The sequence below is a fragment of the Leuconostoc sp. JNUCC 76 genome, assembly GCF_053667755.1.
Window position 1 is genome coordinate 1,767,695 of sequence record NZ_CM132206.1, and the last position, 16,243, is coordinate 1,783,937.

Genomic DNA, 16,243 nt, shown 5'->3' on the forward strand with positions numbered 1-16,243 from the left:
GTAAAAGCTAGTTAAATTATACCACAAATAAGGAATGTTTGCAATTTTCTGCGAATATTAAAACATATTGTCGAATAATTATTCGTTTATTGTGTTAGATTTTGATCACATAATGCCAAATACAATTGCGTAAATTGTTCCAAATTCAGTCGTTCAGCACGAATTGCTGGATCAATTTTCGCGGATTTCAAAGCAACTGTTAATTGTTCTTTTGTTCTCGCATCTTTACCATATGTTTGTAACATATTATTCCATAAACTTTTGCGCCGATGTGAAAAGCCTCCTTTAATCACGCCAAAAAGTTTACCCACATTATCGACAACAGTGGTTGGTTTAAATGGAGTTAATTTAACCACTGCACTGTCAACATTAGGTGATGGGTTAAAAGAACTAGCTGGTACTTTGATTGCTAATGTTGCTTGTGCAAAGTATTGGATGGTTAACGTTAGTACGCCATAACTTTTCGTTCCAACTACCGCATTTAATCGGTCAGCTACTTCGCGTTGCATCATTACTACGATATTATCCCAATTGATATTAGCTCGGAGAAGCTGAATGAGAATGGGTGTGGTAATATAATATGGTAAATTGGCGACAATTTTCACATGAGCATTGTCACCGAACTCTTCGCTAATAACTTTTGCCAAATCGACCTTTAACACATCATTTTCGATTACCTTAACATTATCATAAGGCTTCAAAGTGTCAGCTAAAACTTCAACCATTTGCGAATCAATTTCAAAAGCTAACACCTTTTTAGCTGAGCGAGCTAATTGCTCAGTTAAAGCACCAATTCCTGGACCAATTTCAATAACATAATCCTCTGCAGTAATTTCGGCTGCTTCAACAATGTTATGTAGTACATTTAAATCTGTCAAAAAATTTTGACCAAATTTTTTCTTAGCTCGTAAACCATATTCATTTAAAATAGCCTGTGTTCTCGTTGGATTGGCTATGTCAATTGTCTGTGCCATTTTAATATTTTCCTTTAAGTACATCTTCCACTTGCGCACGTCGAATACCAAATGCTTGCAATCGTTTCAACAATTGTTTCCCGTTTGCATAACCAATATGCAACTTCTCACCAACAAATGACCGCTTAACACGCGCTTCTGGCCCGCTGAGTAGTCCTAAATCTAGAAGAAATGAACGATCAATATCTGAAGTTACCCCAATTATGTGGCCTGGTGTAATAACATTTGCCAACGCATTTCGCAATGTATCTGGCGTTGCGTGTTCAACACCCAATGATTTATGCAGATTATCTTTTGTTGCACGTGCTTCTTCCTGCGTCAAGTAGGCTTGTTTAGCTGTTGGTACTGCTTCTGTAACTATATGACGAATACGTTGACCATTAAAGTCTGGGTCAGTTAAGATAATTATTCCTCGCGTTTTAGCTGCTAATTTAGCTCGCTCAATCGCATCTTCATTAACCGCACTACCACCAGTTTCAATGGTATTCGCAATAACTGCACGCGCAAGATTTTGCGTATCTGATCGCCCTTCAACAACAATCATTTCGTTAATTTTAGGTAACTCATTCATGATTTAAAAATAAACGATGTGCGTTGCCACGTGTTATATCTGATAAGTCTTTAGCTGACATCTCTAATGTTTCAGCCAGGCTATCGATGACAAACTTAACTAACGCCGGCTCATTCGTTTTGCCACGGTAAGGTGTAGGCGCCAAATAAGGAGCGTCCGTCTCAACCAAGAGACGATCTAGAGGAATTGTTTTTGCTGCCTCACGAACTTCTTCGGCTTTTTTAAAACTTACAACACCACTAAAAGAAATGTGCATTCCTAAATCAATAAATGCCTTAGCCTGCTCTGGCGTACCAGAAAAACTGTGCATCACACCCTTTTTCACACCTGAGTCTTTTAGTATTTTATAAACATCTTCAAAAGCATCGCGATTATGAATAATGACAGGTAAATCAAATTTTTTAGCTAAGCCAAGATGCTTTTTAAATGCTGCAATTTGGACATCGTGAGTTGTTGTTTCCCAATAATAGTCCAACCCCGTCTCACCGACCCCAACAACCTTTGGCTGTTGTAGTTGCTGTTCCAATGTAATAAACGCCTGATCATCAAAATTTTTTGTATCCTCAGGTTGAAAACCAAGAACTGCATAAATATTATCATGCTTGTTTGAAATTTCTAATGCACGCTCATTACTTTGCGCATTGTATCCTACCACATTCATTTCCATTACACGAAACTCATTAGCTCGTCCAATATACGCTGGTACATCATGAAATAATTGGTCATCATTCAAATGTGTATGCGTATCATAACTATCTGTTGGTGTTTTAGTTGGATCATATATCGCCATTTTAGTCTCCAGTAATAAATTATTCTTTGTTTAGTATATCATGATAAGTGCATTACTAATAATACACACGTTTAAAATGAAAAAACCGCTACTTAAGCGGTTTTTTCATCACGTGCAAAATGTTTTAAAACACCGTTAACAAACTTACGGTCATCTTCATCAGCAAAAGTTTTTGCTAATTCAATAGCTTCATCGATGGCAACTTTGTATGGGGTTGCTTCGACAGCAGTTAATTCGTAAATTGCTAACCGTAAAATAACTAAATCAGCTTTGTTAATGCGGTTAATCGCCCAACCTTCAGCTAAATGTGATGAAATTTTTTCATCCAAATCTGCCTTGGAACCTAAAACACCATTAACTAAGCGTGGTAAATAATCATCAAATTCCTTACCATTTAGCACAATTTCGTATAAATCATCAATTTTATTACTCTGTGGATCTTTTTCTAATGCAAAAAGAACTTGAAATGCAGCTTGTCGTGACTCATGTCGCGTTAAGTTTGCCATTAATTAGCTACCTCATTCTCACCAAATAAATTATCAGGATCAATCGTGTGATCCGGCTTTTCCGGTATAATTCCACTAACGTGCACATTAACACGCGCTACCTCTAAATCTGTCATTGACGAAACTTGAGATTTAATTGCATTTTGAATGTTTAAAGCTATTTTTGGTACTGGAACACCATATTGCAAAAAAACATACGCTTCAATCACTAAGCCATCAATTGTTTGCTGTAATTCAACGCCCTTTCCGCGGGCAGTTGATCCAAATACACTGGCAAATCGATCTGATAATTTACCTCTCATTGAGTAAACGCCAGTCACTTCTTGTGCCGCAATTTGTGCAATAACTTCAATCACCTCTGGCGTTACCTGTGTAGTTCCTGGTACTTCACTCTCAGTGATTAATAACAAATTCTTAGTAGTCGCTTTATTGTATTTAATTTCTTTGGCCATATTTGCTCCTCGAAAATAGTTTCTAAAATAAAAAGTTCCGCGGGGGAACTTTTTATGATAAACACGTTCACTACCACTTTAGTAATACTACTCTAACTTAGTAAGTAACAATCATGCAATCATCTTAATTAAGCACGGCCCTTATAAGAACCGTCTTCAGAGTTAACAATAATAGTTTCACCTTCATTAACGAAATCTGGAACTGTGATTGTTGCTCCTGTTTCAACAGTTGCTGGCTTACCAGAACCTGTCGCAGTTGCACCCTTAATACCAGGTTGTGTTTCTGTCACCTTTAGTTGAACAGTTGATGGCAATTCAGCACCAAGAACTTCATTGCCAAACATCGTAATTTTAACTTCCATACCTTCAAGCATAAACTTCAAAGCATTTTTTAAATAATCATCTGGAATATTGATTTGTTCATAGCTTTCAACATCCATGAATACACGACCATCGTTTTCAGCATATAAATAAGACATTGGTCGTGTTGTGATATCAGCTTGTTCAAACTTATCACCAGGACGGAATGTTACTTCATTAACCGCACCTGTACGTAAATTCTTCAATTTTGAACGAACAAACGCTCCGCCTTTACCAGGCTTAACGTGTTGGAAATCCAAAACACGCCAAATTGAGTTTGAATATTCGATAGTCAAACCTGTCTTTAAATCATTCATGCCGATTGCCATGATTAGTATCCTCTTTATTCGATAATATAGTTTATTATAACAGAAATCCGTAATTTATGCAGACTTCAAACAAGATAATATTTTATCACAAATTCTGATTAGATTCAATATTTTTTTTGTTTAACTCCGGTTGAACAATTAAGCTTTGGAAGCGTTTCAATGTTTTAAGGAAGGATTTGCCTTCTTCAACACCAAAAATATCCAACCATTTATGAAAACGCTGTTGCACTTTCATCGTCATCTGTTTTTCAACAGCCCTTCCTTCTGGTGTCAAAACTAGTAGCACACGGCGATGATCTTTTTCATCAGGCATATGTTGTAAGTAGCCACAATCAAATAATGGTTTTAATTGGCGAGCAACAGCTCCTTTGGTTACACCACGATCTTTAGCTATTTTGGTCATCGTAAGCGGCTCATCACTATCCGCAACAGCAGCTATAATAAGCCACTGCTCAAAAGAGGCACCATATTCGCTCGTTGGTTGCGAAATTAGTTTTTCAAGATTCTTTAATGCTGACATATATACATTAATAGATTCGTTCAATAATTCTGAGTTTTGCATATATCAGCCTTTAATATTTTCTAAGTGTTCAAAAATTATGTTGGATATCAGAAAAAATCATAGATATATTGATTTTGTTTATCAATCAAGTTTATCCAAGATATTACCCTAATTTTTATAATCATTTTCATTAATAACTGTTGAAATAACAAGTATTGAATCCTATTAACTCATATCTTATCATTATTCTTTTTAGTCATCAAGTTAGGTAGTTTTGCTAACCAAAGCGATTTAAACCCGTATTTTAATATTTAAGTTCTCAATATCTTAGAACGATTTTTTGCATTTTATTGATATCTTTTAGTGAAGTAAAATAAAACAAAGCCTGTTACATGAGTATAAGCTTTAATAATTTTAATAAAAATCTCACAGGAGGTTCTCTTAATGAGCCAAAAAAACTATAAGTTCAGTGATTACGGCGACGCTAGCGTACTAATTGAATTCTCAAAATTATTCTCAATGCAGGCATGGCAAAAAGTGCACCATCTCGCCAACCAATTACTTGAAGAAAATATTCCAGGAATTCTGGGAATCATTCCAACTTATACAACTTTGTTTATCAGTTATGATTATCTCGTCATAAAGCGAGAAAAACTCCAACAGATAGTTGAGCAATACATAGCAACTATTAACGAAAAAAATCTAAAAATTGAAGGTCGTATTTTCAAAATTCCAGTTGTTTTTGGTGGCAAGTATGGTCCTGATTTAGATTATGTTGCAGAAAGCCAACAATTATCCAACGAAAAACTAATTGAACAATTTTGTTCAAAGCCATTACAGATTATGGTTGTTAATCGCGGTCCGATGTTTGGCACAAATTTTGAAAAAGAAGTTGCCCGTCTTGAAACACCTAGAACTGCTGTACCCGCCGGAGCAATTACAGCCGCTGGAGAGCAAATTTCTATTATGATTCAAAAATCTCCTGGGGGTTGGCGTATTTTTGGCCAAACACCCGTTCAAATGAAAATGGAATTTGAACAAAATCCACCAGTTTATTATAAGCCTGGCGATATGATGACTTTCTATCCTATTGGCGAGGACGACTACTCAAAGTTCGAAGGACAGACGATTAGTGATATGGAGGTCAAAGAATGACGACAGCACAAATTACAATTAACTCCGCTAAACTAGCTAACATTCAAGACAGCGGACGCTATGGCTTCGAACAATATGGTATCTCTGCGAACGGTGCTATTGATATGTATGCTTACCTAAAAGCAAATGAACTGGTCGGTAATGATACCACCCAGCCAACCATTGAAATTACGGCTTTTGGTTTATCTTTAACTTCTACTGTTGACGTGCCTATCGCGATTACTGGTGCAGATGCAGACATCAAAATTGACCACAGAATTGTTAAACCATGGCAAACTATCATATTGCCAGCCGGAAAAGAGCTAACGATTGGCACGATGAAAAAAGGTCTTCGCACCTATGTCGCCTTTGCAGGAGGCATTGACGCGAAATCAACTTTAGAGAGCACTTCTCGAGACACCATACTTGACCTGGGGACCCAATTAACAGATGGCATGGCTCTAAAATTAAAGCATATCCCGGCAAAGACCGACATGAAAATAACCTATTTAGAAGATCGACCTTCCTACGGTTCACCGTGGCATATCAGAGTTTGTGATGGCCCTGATACAGAGATTTTTGCCAAAAGCACCGAACATTTTTTCAAAAATACCTATCGTGTTTCACCTGTTAGCAACCATGTAGGAATTCGCTTAAGCGGACCGGCGGTTGAAAACTTTAAAACCCCAGAAATATTATCTCGTGGTGTTGGAGTCGGTTCAATTGAAATATTTCCAACTGGTCAAGCAGTAGTCTTACATCGTGGTCGAACGGTAACTGCAGGTTATCCCATTATAGGGGTTGTGCCATTAATTGATTTGGATATGATTGGTCAAGCTCGACCTGGAGATGAAATACATTTTGAACATATTAGCATCGAGGAAGCTAGAAATCTTTATAAAAAACGTTTCAATAAACTACCATACAGAAGATGATTAGGAGACAAGAAATGTTTAATAAAGTATTAATTGTTAATCGAGGTGACGCAGCAAATCGTGTTCTTCAAACGTTGAAAAAAATGAACATCGCCTCCGTAGTAGTGTACTCAGAAGCAGATCAAGATTTACCTTACATTAAAGAAGCTACAGAGGCATACCCTATAGGCCCATCACCAGCTCAAAAAAGTTATTTAAATCAAGACATTTTGTTAGATGTTCTTAAAAAATCTGGTGCTGACGCAGTTCACCCTGGATTTGGATTTTTATCAGAAAACGCCAATTTCGCCCAAAAAGTTGAAGACGCAGGCGCTAAATTTATCGGTCCCTCACCAAAATGGTTAGCCAAAATGGCTAATAAAAATGTTGCGCGCACAATCATGGCGGAATACGGCTTGCCAATTGGGGCGGGATCTGGCGCATTACCTGATGACCCAGAAAAAATTAAGCAAGCTGGACAAAAAATAGGATTTCCCGTATTAGTTAAACCCGCTGGTGGCGGTGGTGGAATAGGCATGCTACCCGCCTACAATGAAGAAGAGTTAGTAAGGGTTGTTCAAGAGGCCAAAACAATGGCGCAACGTGCTTTTGACGATGGGGAATTATATTTAGAAAAATATTTTGAAAACCCAAGACACATTGAATTTCAAGTTTTGGCCGATCAGCACGGTCATGTACAACACTTTTTTGAACGTGATTGTTCAATACAACGACGCCACCAAAAATTAATTGAAGAATCTCCAGCTATCGGTATTGAACGTGACGAACTAAATCAGTTAGCTCATAAAATCACGACGATTTTAGCTGATATTGGTTACGATAACATCGGTACAGTAGAAATGTTGCGAGACCCTCATGGCAACTATAGTTTTCTTGAAATGAATACTCGCTTACAGGTTGAGCATGGTGTTAGTGAAGAAATTACTGGTGTTGATTTAGTCGAAGCACAAATTAGGTCTGCATTTGGTGAAGAGCTATCTCAAATCATTCAAAAACCAATAAAAAATCAAGGGCATGCGATTGAGGTACGAATTTATGCTGAAGATCCTAAAACTTTCTTCCCCTCACCCGGCAAGTTAACAACATTCTCGGTACCCAAAATCGATGGTGTTAGAGTAGAGACTGGTTTTGCCCAAGGAACAACAATTTCTCCGTTTTACGACCCAATGTTGGCCAAAGTAATTGCCCATGCATCAACAAGAAAAGAAGCCATTACACAACTATTAACGGCATTGAAAAACTTTGAGGTTACTGGCATAAAAACGAACATACCATTTTTAATTGATGTTTTAAATTCGGAAAAATACCAACTTGGGCAACTAGATACCAGCTTTGTAAAAGAATTTTTAAAGAATAATATATAGGAAGAAAGATATGGCAATTAACAACGTTACTTCACCAATTACAGGCTCCATTTGGAAAGTCGAAATCGCTCTTGGGCAAAAAATTAGCGCTGGGGAAACGGCAATCGTTTTGGAATCAATGAAAGCCGAATTTACGGTGGAAGCACCTTTTTCTGGGACTGTCAAAGACATAAAACTATCAGAAGGCGATGTCGTTTATGAAAATGACGTCATTTTCACAATCGAAGTAGATGATTAAAAGGACATAAAATATGACTGAAACAACAAAAAAACAACAAAATCTTAATCCAGTTGCTGTCAAAATAAATGAGGGTATAAAGAATGAAAATCCCTACGTTTACGAAATGCTTTCAAATTATGGGCGCGAGGTTTACTTTTCAAAAGACGGGAACGTTAAACAAATTGCTGATGCTAAAAAATATTCCAAAGAATTCAATGCCACATCAGGCTTTGCTACCGAACACGGCAAACCAATGTACTTACCCCTATTGGCTGATACCCTGTCCGACTACGACCCTGCCGACATCTTCCTCTACTCATCAACTTTAGGGTCTCCGGAGTTGCGTACCACTTGGCAAGAAAAAATGTATACGGAAAATCCTAGTCTGCACGGTAAAAAAATCTCTAACCCAATTGCAACAATTGGCCTAACCCACGGATTGAATCTGGCTGCTAACTTATTTGTTAACGAGGGTGACACTTATATTTTGCCAGACAAACAATGGGAAAACTATAAGATGATATTCAGTGAAACAAAGAAGGCTAACATGGTCACTTATCCCATGTATGACAAAGATTTCCATTTCGATACTGAGGCATTTAGGCAAACTTTACTATCGCAACGTAATAAGAAAAAAATCATCGTTATCCTGAATTTTCCAAACAATCCTACGGGGTACACACCTCTACCACATGAAGCAGACGAATTGGCAGCCGCAATCAAAGAAGTTGCTGAATATGGTGTCAACGTGGTCGTTATCTCTGATGATGCCTACTTTGGTCTGTTTTATAAAGACTCAATTACTGAATCACTATTTGGTCGTTTAGCCAACATTCATCCACGTGTTTTAGCAATCAAGGTTGATGGGGCAACAAAGGAGGAATACACATGGGGATTTCGTGTCGGATTTTTAACCTTTGGAATTAATAGTGATGCCATGAATGAATATCTAGAAGAAAAAGTGATGGGTGTCATTAGAACATCGATTTCTAACGGGCCAACCCCATCACAAACTTTTATTTTACATGCCCTCAAATCACCACAATTAGCAAGACAAAAAGCCGATAAATTTGAAATTATGGAAAAGCGCGCTCATAAAATTGATGAGTTACTATCTTCAGGAAAATATGATGATGCATGGGATTTATATCCTTTTAATTCAGGTTACTTCTTTGCCATTAAAGTAAAAGGTGTCAATGCTGATCAAGCCAGAATACATTTACTTCAAAAATATAACGTTGGTACAATCGCGCTAGGTGACACAGATCTACGTATTGCGTTTTCACGCGTAGATGTAGAACATTTGGAAGAATTGGTTCACCGCTTATATGAAGGAATTAAAGACCTTCAGTAATAAACTAAGAGCTAAATTCCTGTGGATTTGGCTTTTTTTAAGAAAGGCAATTTTGTGATAAAGATAAAGAACAAACAAATATACTTAGTAGTTTTACTCGCTCTATTGTTTCAAACTGCTTACCAAGGAAATATTGTTTTAACAACACTATACGCAGTGCATTTGCACGCCCACTCTGCATTTTTGGGTGTCATAGTTGCCTTAAGTGCTGTATTTCCAATGCTTTTAGCAATATATTCTGGCAAATTCACTGACAGAATAGGGTTTAAACTTCCCTTAGTATTAGGCATGATTGGTTGTGGATCTGCTCTCCTCTTACCATTTATCGTCCATAACCAACTATGGATACTATTGGTCTCTCAATCATTATTTGGTTTATTTCAAATTTTCACCATCGTCACTATTCAAAATTTGGTAGGTGCCTTAAGTAACTCCAAAAATTATTCCAAAAATTACGCTATTTTATCACAAGGTACTTCCATTGGTGAACTGTTAGGTAATGTTATGACTGGATTTGCCATTGATCATATTGGCTACAGTTTTACGTATGTCTTTTTAGCAAGTTTAGCTATTATTTCAGGACTGATATTTCTATTTAATCTGATCACAGTACCAAAATACGAGAAAAAAACGCAGGTACAATCAGAAAAATTCATTGATTTATTAGCTTCTCGAAATTTACGCAAAACTTTTATTACTTCAGGAATTATCTTAACAGGTGTTTTTCTATTCTCGTTCTATTTTCCAGTGTACGGACGTAGTATTCATCTTTCAACGTCTCTAATTGGTTTGATTTTGGGTGCTAATACTGCCGCTTATTTCATTATTAGGTTAGTAATGCCTCGACTAAGTGCAAAATTAAGTGAAATGCATTTGCTAGGTGTTTGTTTATTAATGTCATCAATCGGCTTTGCTTTAATTCCACTCGTTAAAAACTTTTACATGCTGGCAGGGTTATCGTTTGTTATGGGGCTAGGGCTAGGTTGTTGTCAACCACTGTCAATGTCAATGGCCTACCATTTTTCTCCTAAAAACCGGACCGGAGAAGTATTGGGTCTTCGTTTGGCAGTAAATAAATTTGCCCAAGTAGCTGTGCCAATTATTTCTGGACCCTTAGGCGGAACTTTGGGTACTTTACCGGTCTTTTGGACAAATGCGGCGCTATTTATATACGGTGGATTATCAATGTTTACACCAGAAAGGCCCGATAAAATCAAATCAGAAATTTCTGAAAAGACGCCATAATTTTTTAGTAGTAACACCCGTTTCTTATTAATTGCTTGACCAAATTGATAAGAAACGGGCTTTTTTTGCTCACAATGAATTACAAAAATTTTGCAAATAACTTCTAGCTTTATGCTGCTTAGTTAGTATGATTTGTAAATAATTCATAAATTTCTCTGTTAACTTGTTCTCGACGCAAAAAATCTACACAAGCATCAAAAATTTGCAAACCTTCAGCAGCAGAACTGGTAGGATCCTTTTTACGGATTTGATAGGTAATACGATTTGGTGGCATATTTTGCAAATAATAAATGTGACACTGATTAGACTCTCGGAGGTGATTAGCTATTGAAAAAGGCACAATAGCCCACTTTTTATCATCATCTAGAAATGTAGTCAATAGATTAGCTGTATCAATCTGTATGGTTGGATAAGATCGATTCTCAATCCAGCGATCATACCATGATTGAAAAAAAACATTAAACCCAAAAAATACTTGTTCCTTTGTATCTAGCTCTGCATCAATTAATCTGTTATTTACCGTTTTTAATTCCCCTTTACACACAACAACCATTTTTTCTCCCGAAAATTTACTATTAATCATTCCAGGATCAGGCTGTTCAAAATGGCCAATAGCAATATCAATTTTTCGATTATTTAAAGCAGCATAAAGATCTGTTGATTGCCCAGTAATAATATGCATATCAATCGTTTCCTTAAAATGCTTAATCATAGAGTAAATAGGCGGCAAAATATAAGACTGTGCCGAATCAATTGCGCCAATTGATAATGTGATTTTTTGTTGCTTGTATTTAATAGCTCTCGTTTCATGCACTAAGTCCATCCAATGTCGAGCAATATTTAAAAATTTTTGTCCATCAGGCGTTAGATTCAAAGTTCTAAAGCCTCGTCCTCGCTCAATTAAATCCATACCAACATCTTTTTCAAGCTTTGCAATTCGATAGCTTAAGGTTGACTGGGAAATAAACAATGCATCGGCTGCATCCGTTAATGTACCTGCGTTAACAACTGCTAAGAATATCTCAATATCAACTGAATTCATTAAATCCCTCTTTTTCATTTACAAAAAATTTGAATTCAAAATTCTGCATTCAACACCATTTGTGCATAAACACTAAAAATCATTCATAATTTGTATACTCAAAATAATATTACACGATAAAATAATAATTTTCTATTAATTTGTTAATTAATCTAACATAATAATAAAAATCAATTTTGTTGATTTTTATTATTAGTCGTTTGAATTTTATTTTTTAAATAATAAGATGTAGTGTATTTCATAAGAAAGTTTGTTAAAAATAAACTATGAATTATAAAAGAATGTGTTTCTTATAATTTAAAACAAATTTTCATCAAGAATTATGGAGGATATATTGTCATGAATGCTTTAACACGATACGGTACTGAAATTGGTGGATTTAAATTTGAAAGAGGATTACCTGAGCCTGAAATTACAGATGACGATATTTTAATTGAAGTAAAGGCTGCCGGCATATGTGGTGCTGATTTCAAACACTACGGTATTGAAAATGGTGCTACTGATAATAAACGAATCGCTGGTCATGAATTTTCAGGCGTTATTGTCAAAGCAGGGAAAAATGTTACCGATTGGCATGTTGGTCAACGCGTTGTTTCAGAAAACACTGCTTACGCTTGTGGAAAATGCCACGCTTGTGAAATTGGAAATTTTCTAGTATGTCCTTATAAACGTTCATTTGGGCTAAGCCCAAATACTGATGGTGGCTTCACTAAATACGTCAAAGTACCCGGTTATATTATGAATCTCTACAAAAATTGCCTTTTTGAAATTCCAGAAAATGTTTCATTTGAAGAAGCTTCTATGTTGGATCCAATTGGTAATGCCTATATGGCAGTGGCACAACGTTCTAATTTGCTACCTGGTGACAATGTTGTTGTCTTCGGTGCCGGTACGCTAGGCCTTGGTTGTGTACAAATGGCAAAAATTATGGGAGCAGCTGAAATTATTGTGGTTGCCTCAAGTGCTAACGAAGCAGTTCGTTTCCCAGTCGCCAAAAAATTTGGTGCAACACATTGTATTTCTTACGATAAAGAAAGTGTTGAAGATAAAATCCTTGAGTTAGTTGGCGAAAACAACATCCCCATCGTTTATGATTGCGCCGGATCCCCATCAGTTTTAAAACAATCACTCAACATATTACGAACAAATGGACAAATTATTCGTGTAGGTATGAGCTTCTTGCCACTCAACTTCTCAATTAATGATCTATCCATGAAAGCTATCGATCTTGTCGGTCATATGGCCTACAATACTGTTTCCTTAAAACATGTATTGACACTATTAGAACGGAAAATGTTTGATGCAACATCAATGATTACGCATATTTTACCTTTGTCAGATTGGCAAGAAGGATTTGAACTAATGAAAAGCCGGCAAGGTATCAAAGTTATTTTAAAGTACGACGAATAAAACGCATACAAGTTACACTTTCACTAAAAAGTAGTGTTATAAAAGGAGGTTCTCCATGGTTATTAAAAATTACGAAATAGGTGCCCGGCTGGATCGATTACCAGTCTCAAAGTGGCATCGAAAGTTATTATGGCTAATCGGGCTTGGTCTCATTATTGATGGATTTGATAATTACATTGGTGGCGTTATTTTGGCTCAACTGACTAAAATTGGTTGGTCAAACGACTATTACAACGCTGCATTCTCTTCCGCAACGTTGGCTGGATTATTTGTAGGAAGTTTACTAGCCGGATTTCTGGGAGATAAATTTGGGCGTAAAACAACTTACCAAATTAATTTACTAATATTTGGCGTCGGCTCAATTATCGCAGCCTTTTCAGTAAATATGATTATGCTAATTGGCATGCGTGCAATTATCGGCATTGGTTTGGGTGCCGAAATTGTAGTTGGTTTCTCAACATTTACTGAATTTTTACCATCCAAAACACGCGGTAAATGGGTTAGTATGTTATCACTGATTGGTAACAGTGCTCCTCCGGTAGCCACACTAATCGGACTTATTGTTATTCCGGCATTAGGACCTACATATGGCTGGCGAGCAATGTTTTTAATCGCTGGTATTGCAGCTTTCGTTGTTTGGTTTTTACGTAAAGCCATGCCAGAATCTCCTCGTTGGTTGGCCACAAAAGGTCGTACTGACGAAGCACATAAAATTGTCACCGACGTTGAACACGAAATTGAAGCAGAAATGAAATTCTCATTACCACCTGTTGATGATGTTTATCAAGAGGAGGAAGAACAGGTTAAGATTCCTTTCTCAACTCTTTTCAAAAAGCCACTACTGCTTCGCACCATTGTTGGAATTTCAGTACTAATTGGCATGAATATATCCTTGTACACTATTACGACGTGGATTCCTACTCTTTTTGTCAAACGTGGTATTTCAGTGACGACCTCGATTTTCATGACTACCTTAATTTTATTTGGTGCCCCAGTCGGTGTTTTTATCGCTACAAAAATTATTGATAAATTCCCACGAAAATGGTTTGGAACAATCATGCTCGTTTTAATCGCTATCTTTTCTGTAATCTATGCCATTCAAACGAATCCAATAACAATCGTCATCTTCGGATTTGCTTTAATTTCATTTTTATATATTTATGTATGTTTCGCGAGTGCTGTCTATGTACCAGAATTATGGCCAACAGAAATTCGTTTACGCGGTGCAGGTTTTTGTACAGCTATTGGACGAGGATTTGCAATATTAACACCATACGGTGTAGCATTTTTGCTATCAAAGTTTGGTGAAATATCTGTTTTTCTAACTATTGCGGTGATAATGCTTGTCGTTGCTGTTATATTAGCGTCTCTTGGTATTGAAACACGTAATAAATCAGCTGAAGAAATTGCTTATGATGCTTTATCTAAAAAAGATGCTAAAGAATTATTTGCCAATAAAGTTAACGCAAATACACCAGAAATTTAAATTATAAATTGGGAGTTGGATATGATACAAAGTTTAGATATTGTTTCAGATTTAGGCGAAGGTTTCGGTAGTTATCAAATCGCGGATGATGATAGTTTATTGAAAATTGTTTCTTCAGCAAACATTGCTTGTGGATTTCATGCAGGTGATCCACGAACCATGGCTAGCACTGTTCAAAAATGCATCCTCAATAATGTCGCAATTGGTGCGCATCCTAGTTTTCCTGATCGGGTTGGTTTTGGACGACGTGGCATGGACCTATCAGCATTAGAAGTTGAAACTGACATGCTCTATCAAATTGGCGCTTTGAGTGGATTTACTAAGGCATTTGGTGGCAAATTACAGCATGTTACACCACATGGCAAGCTTGGCAATTTTGTTGTCGAAGATGCAAAATATGCTAATGCGGTTGCCGAAGCAATTGCAAAATTTGATGACTCCCTCATCGTTGTAACTTTACCTGGTGAGCTCGCTGAAGCAGCCAAGAAAAAAGGACTTCAGATTGCCTATACAATTTTTGCGGATCGTGCTTACAATGATGATGGTTCATTGGTTAGTCGAAATCATGAAGGTGCTGTCTTGCATGACACCGATACTATCACTAAACGTGTTATTCGAATGGTAAAGGAAGGTAAAGTTACTTCCATAACCGGACAAGATATTGATGTCAATGGCAGTTCTCTTCTACTACACGGTGACACGGCTGGATCCGTGCAAATGGCTAAAGAAATAAAATCAGCATTACTCGCCAATGGAATAGTTATTAAAAATTTAGCAGGAAGTAATTAAGCCTGGTACTGAATTTAAAGTATAAAAAAGCGTTTACCCAATACTAGGTAAACGCTTTTATCCTTATGTACTTAGTTCATTGCTAACATCTTTATTACTTTGCTGACGTTAACCTTCAAAATTTTCTAAATACTCAAACATTCCATCAATTGAATCAAACATTTGGATACATTTCATATCATGCTCACTTACAAAACCATCTTCGTAAACTTCATTTAACCATGCCCAAAATTTATCATAGAAACCGTTAACGTTAAAAAGTGCCAACGGTTTGTCGTGCAAATGAATTTTTGACCAACTGATAACTTGCGCTATCTCCTCTAAGGTTCCAAAGCCACCTGGCAGCACAATAAAAGCATCCGAATTATCCATTAATAGTTGCTTACGATCTGTCATCGTGTTCACTTCTATTAACTGCGTAATTTCTGAAGCCTCAACTGCCTCCTCAGCAAGATTACGAGGTGAAACCCCTAGAACTGAACCACCGGCTTCCATGGTGCTTCTAGCGGTGGCACCCATTAAGCCGTCTTTCCCTGCACCAAAAACCAACTTGATTTTTTTTAGAGCAATCCTTTTACCAAGTTCTTCTGCTGCCTCTATGTACTGTGGGTCATTACCCGATTGTGATCCCATAAAAACGCCAATAGATGAAATTTTCATATATTTATCCCTAATAATAATTTATCAATTATTGCTTTATTAATCAAGCAAGTGGTTGAAATCTTAGTTTATGTGGTAAACTAGAAAATAAGGTTTTGTTCGTGACAAATTACTATACTA

At 36.7% G+C, this 16,243-nt stretch carries 18 protein-coding genes; 9 read left to right on the forward strand and 9 right to left on the reverse strand.

Features of this window, described 5'->3' with window-relative positions:
• Nucleotides 1-86 precede the first annotated feature (86 nt).
• The 7 genes from rsmA to JNUCC76_RS08940 form a co-directional block, all read right to left on the reverse strand.
• Nucleotides 87-974 (reverse strand): 16S rRNA (adenine(1518)-N(6)/adenine(1519)-N(6))-dimethyltransferase RsmA, encoded by an 888-nt coding sequence (rsmA, locus tag JNUCC76_RS08910; RefSeq protein WP_454154172.1) that lies wholly within the window; start codon nt 972-974, stop codon nt 87-89.
• 1 nt (nt 975) lies between these two features.
• Nucleotides 976-1,545, reverse strand: coding sequence for a ribonuclease M5 (gene rnmV / locus JNUCC76_RS08915; protein ID WP_454154174.1), 570 nt, complete (start codon nt 1,543-1,545; stop codon nt 976-978).
• On the reverse strand, nt 1,538-2,335 hold the full coding sequence (locus JNUCC76_RS08920) for a TatD family hydrolase (protein ID WP_454154176.1): 798 nt from the start codon (nt 2,333-2,335) through the stop codon (nt 1,538-1,540). Before JNUCC76_RS08920 ends, rnmV begins: the two co-directional genes overlap by 8 nt.
• Nucleotides 2,336-2,427: 92 nt before the next feature.
• Nucleotides 2,428-2,841, reverse strand: a complete 414-nt coding sequence (gene nusB / locus JNUCC76_RS08925; protein WP_072614073.1) for a transcription antitermination factor NusB — start codon at nt 2,839-2,841, stop codon at nt 2,428-2,430.
• Entirely contained in the window at nt 2,841-3,293 is a 453-nt protein-coding gene (locus tag JNUCC76_RS08930) for an Asp23/Gls24 family envelope stress response protein (RefSeq protein ID WP_211637137.1), read from the reverse strand. Before JNUCC76_RS08930 ends, nusB begins: the two co-directional genes overlap by 1 nt.
• Nucleotides 3,294-3,421: 128 nt before the next feature.
• Nucleotides 3,422-3,982, reverse strand: a complete 561-nt coding sequence (gene efp / locus JNUCC76_RS08935; protein ID WP_454154178.1) for an elongation factor P — start codon at nt 3,980-3,982, stop codon at nt 3,422-3,424.
• 85 nt (nt 3,983-4,067) lie between these two features.
• Nucleotides 4,068-4,544, reverse strand: coding sequence for a MarR family winged helix-turn-helix transcriptional regulator (locus JNUCC76_RS08940; protein ID WP_454154180.1), 477 nt, complete (start codon nt 4,542-4,544; stop codon nt 4,068-4,070).
• A gap of 384 nt (nt 4,545-4,928) precedes the next feature.
• Here JNUCC76_RS08940 and JNUCC76_RS08945 point away from each other — a divergent pair, with 384 nt between their 5' ends.
• From JNUCC76_RS08945 to JNUCC76_RS08970, 6 genes are read left to right on the forward strand one after another with little or no spacing between them, the layout of a single operon-like run.
• Nucleotides 4,929-5,639, forward strand: a complete 711-nt coding sequence (locus JNUCC76_RS08945) for a 5-oxoprolinase subunit B family protein (protein ID WP_454154182.1) — start codon at nt 4,929-4,931, stop codon at nt 5,637-5,639.
• Nucleotides 5,636-6,553 carry a 5-oxoprolinase subunit C family protein gene (locus tag JNUCC76_RS08950; RefSeq protein ID WP_454154184.1) on the forward strand — a complete coding sequence of 306 codons (918 nt, stop codon included), beginning with the start codon at nt 5,636-5,638 and terminating at the stop codon, nt 6,551-6,553. Before JNUCC76_RS08945 ends, JNUCC76_RS08950 begins: the two co-directional genes overlap by 4 nt.
• 14 nt (nt 6,554-6,567) lie before the next feature.
• On the forward strand, nt 6,568-7,917 hold the full coding sequence (locus JNUCC76_RS08955) for an acetyl-CoA carboxylase biotin carboxylase subunit (protein ID WP_454154186.1): 1,350 nt from the start codon (nt 6,568-6,570) through the stop codon (nt 7,915-7,917).
• A 10-nt stretch (nt 7,918-7,927) separates the two neighbouring features.
• Nucleotides 7,928-8,155: an acyl-CoA carboxylase biotin carboxyl carrier protein subunit gene (locus JNUCC76_RS08960; RefSeq protein ID WP_454154188.1), complete on the forward strand. Its 228-nt coding sequence runs from the start codon at nt 7,928-7,930 to the stop codon at nt 8,153-8,155.
• Between the two features lie 13 nt (nt 8,156-8,168).
• The gene (locus JNUCC76_RS08965; protein ID WP_454154190.1) at nt 8,169-9,491 is read left to right on the forward strand and encodes an aminotransferase class I/II-fold pyridoxal phosphate-dependent enzyme; all 1,323 of its coding nucleotides are present in this window, start codon (nt 8,169-8,171) and stop codon (nt 9,489-9,491) included.
• 54 nt (nt 9,492-9,545) lie between these two features.
• Entirely contained in the window at nt 9,546-10,736 is a 1,191-nt protein-coding gene (locus tag JNUCC76_RS08970; RefSeq protein ID WP_454154191.1) for an MFS transporter, read from the forward strand.
• Nucleotides 10,737-10,854: 118 nt separating this feature from the next.
• Here JNUCC76_RS08970 and JNUCC76_RS08975 read toward each other — a convergent pair whose 3' ends face one another.
• Entirely contained in the window at nt 10,855-11,778 is a 924-nt protein-coding gene (locus JNUCC76_RS08975; RefSeq protein ID WP_454154193.1) for a LysR family transcriptional regulator, read from the reverse strand.
• 339 nt (nt 11,779-12,117) lie between these two features.
• Here JNUCC76_RS08975 and JNUCC76_RS08980 point away from each other — a divergent pair, with 339 nt between their 5' ends.
• From JNUCC76_RS08980 to JNUCC76_RS08990, 3 genes are read left to right on the forward strand one after another with little or no spacing between them, the layout of a single operon-like run.
• Nucleotides 12,118-13,188: a zinc-binding dehydrogenase gene (locus JNUCC76_RS08980; RefSeq protein ID WP_454154195.1), complete on the forward strand. Its 1,071-nt coding sequence runs from the start codon at nt 12,118-12,120 to the stop codon at nt 13,186-13,188.
• A 55-nt stretch (nt 13,189-13,243) separates the two neighbouring features.
• Entirely contained in the window at nt 13,244-14,674 is a 1,431-nt protein-coding gene (locus tag JNUCC76_RS08985) for an MFS transporter (RefSeq protein WP_454154197.1), read from the forward strand.
• A 21-nt stretch (nt 14,675-14,695) separates the two neighbouring features.
• Nucleotides 14,696-15,463 (forward strand): LamB/YcsF family protein, encoded by a 768-nt coding sequence (locus JNUCC76_RS08990; protein WP_454154199.1) that lies wholly within the window; start codon nt 14,696-14,698, stop codon nt 15,461-15,463.
• Nucleotides 15,464-15,571: 108 nt separating this feature from the next.
• On the opposite strand, the gene JNUCC76_RS08995 is transcribed toward JNUCC76_RS08990, so the two are convergent.
• The gene (locus JNUCC76_RS08995) at nt 15,572-16,123 is read right to left on the reverse strand and encodes an LOG family protein (RefSeq protein WP_454154201.1); all 552 of its coding nucleotides are present in this window, start codon (nt 16,121-16,123) and stop codon (nt 15,572-15,574) included.
• Nucleotides 16,124-16,243 lie beyond the last annotated feature (120 nt).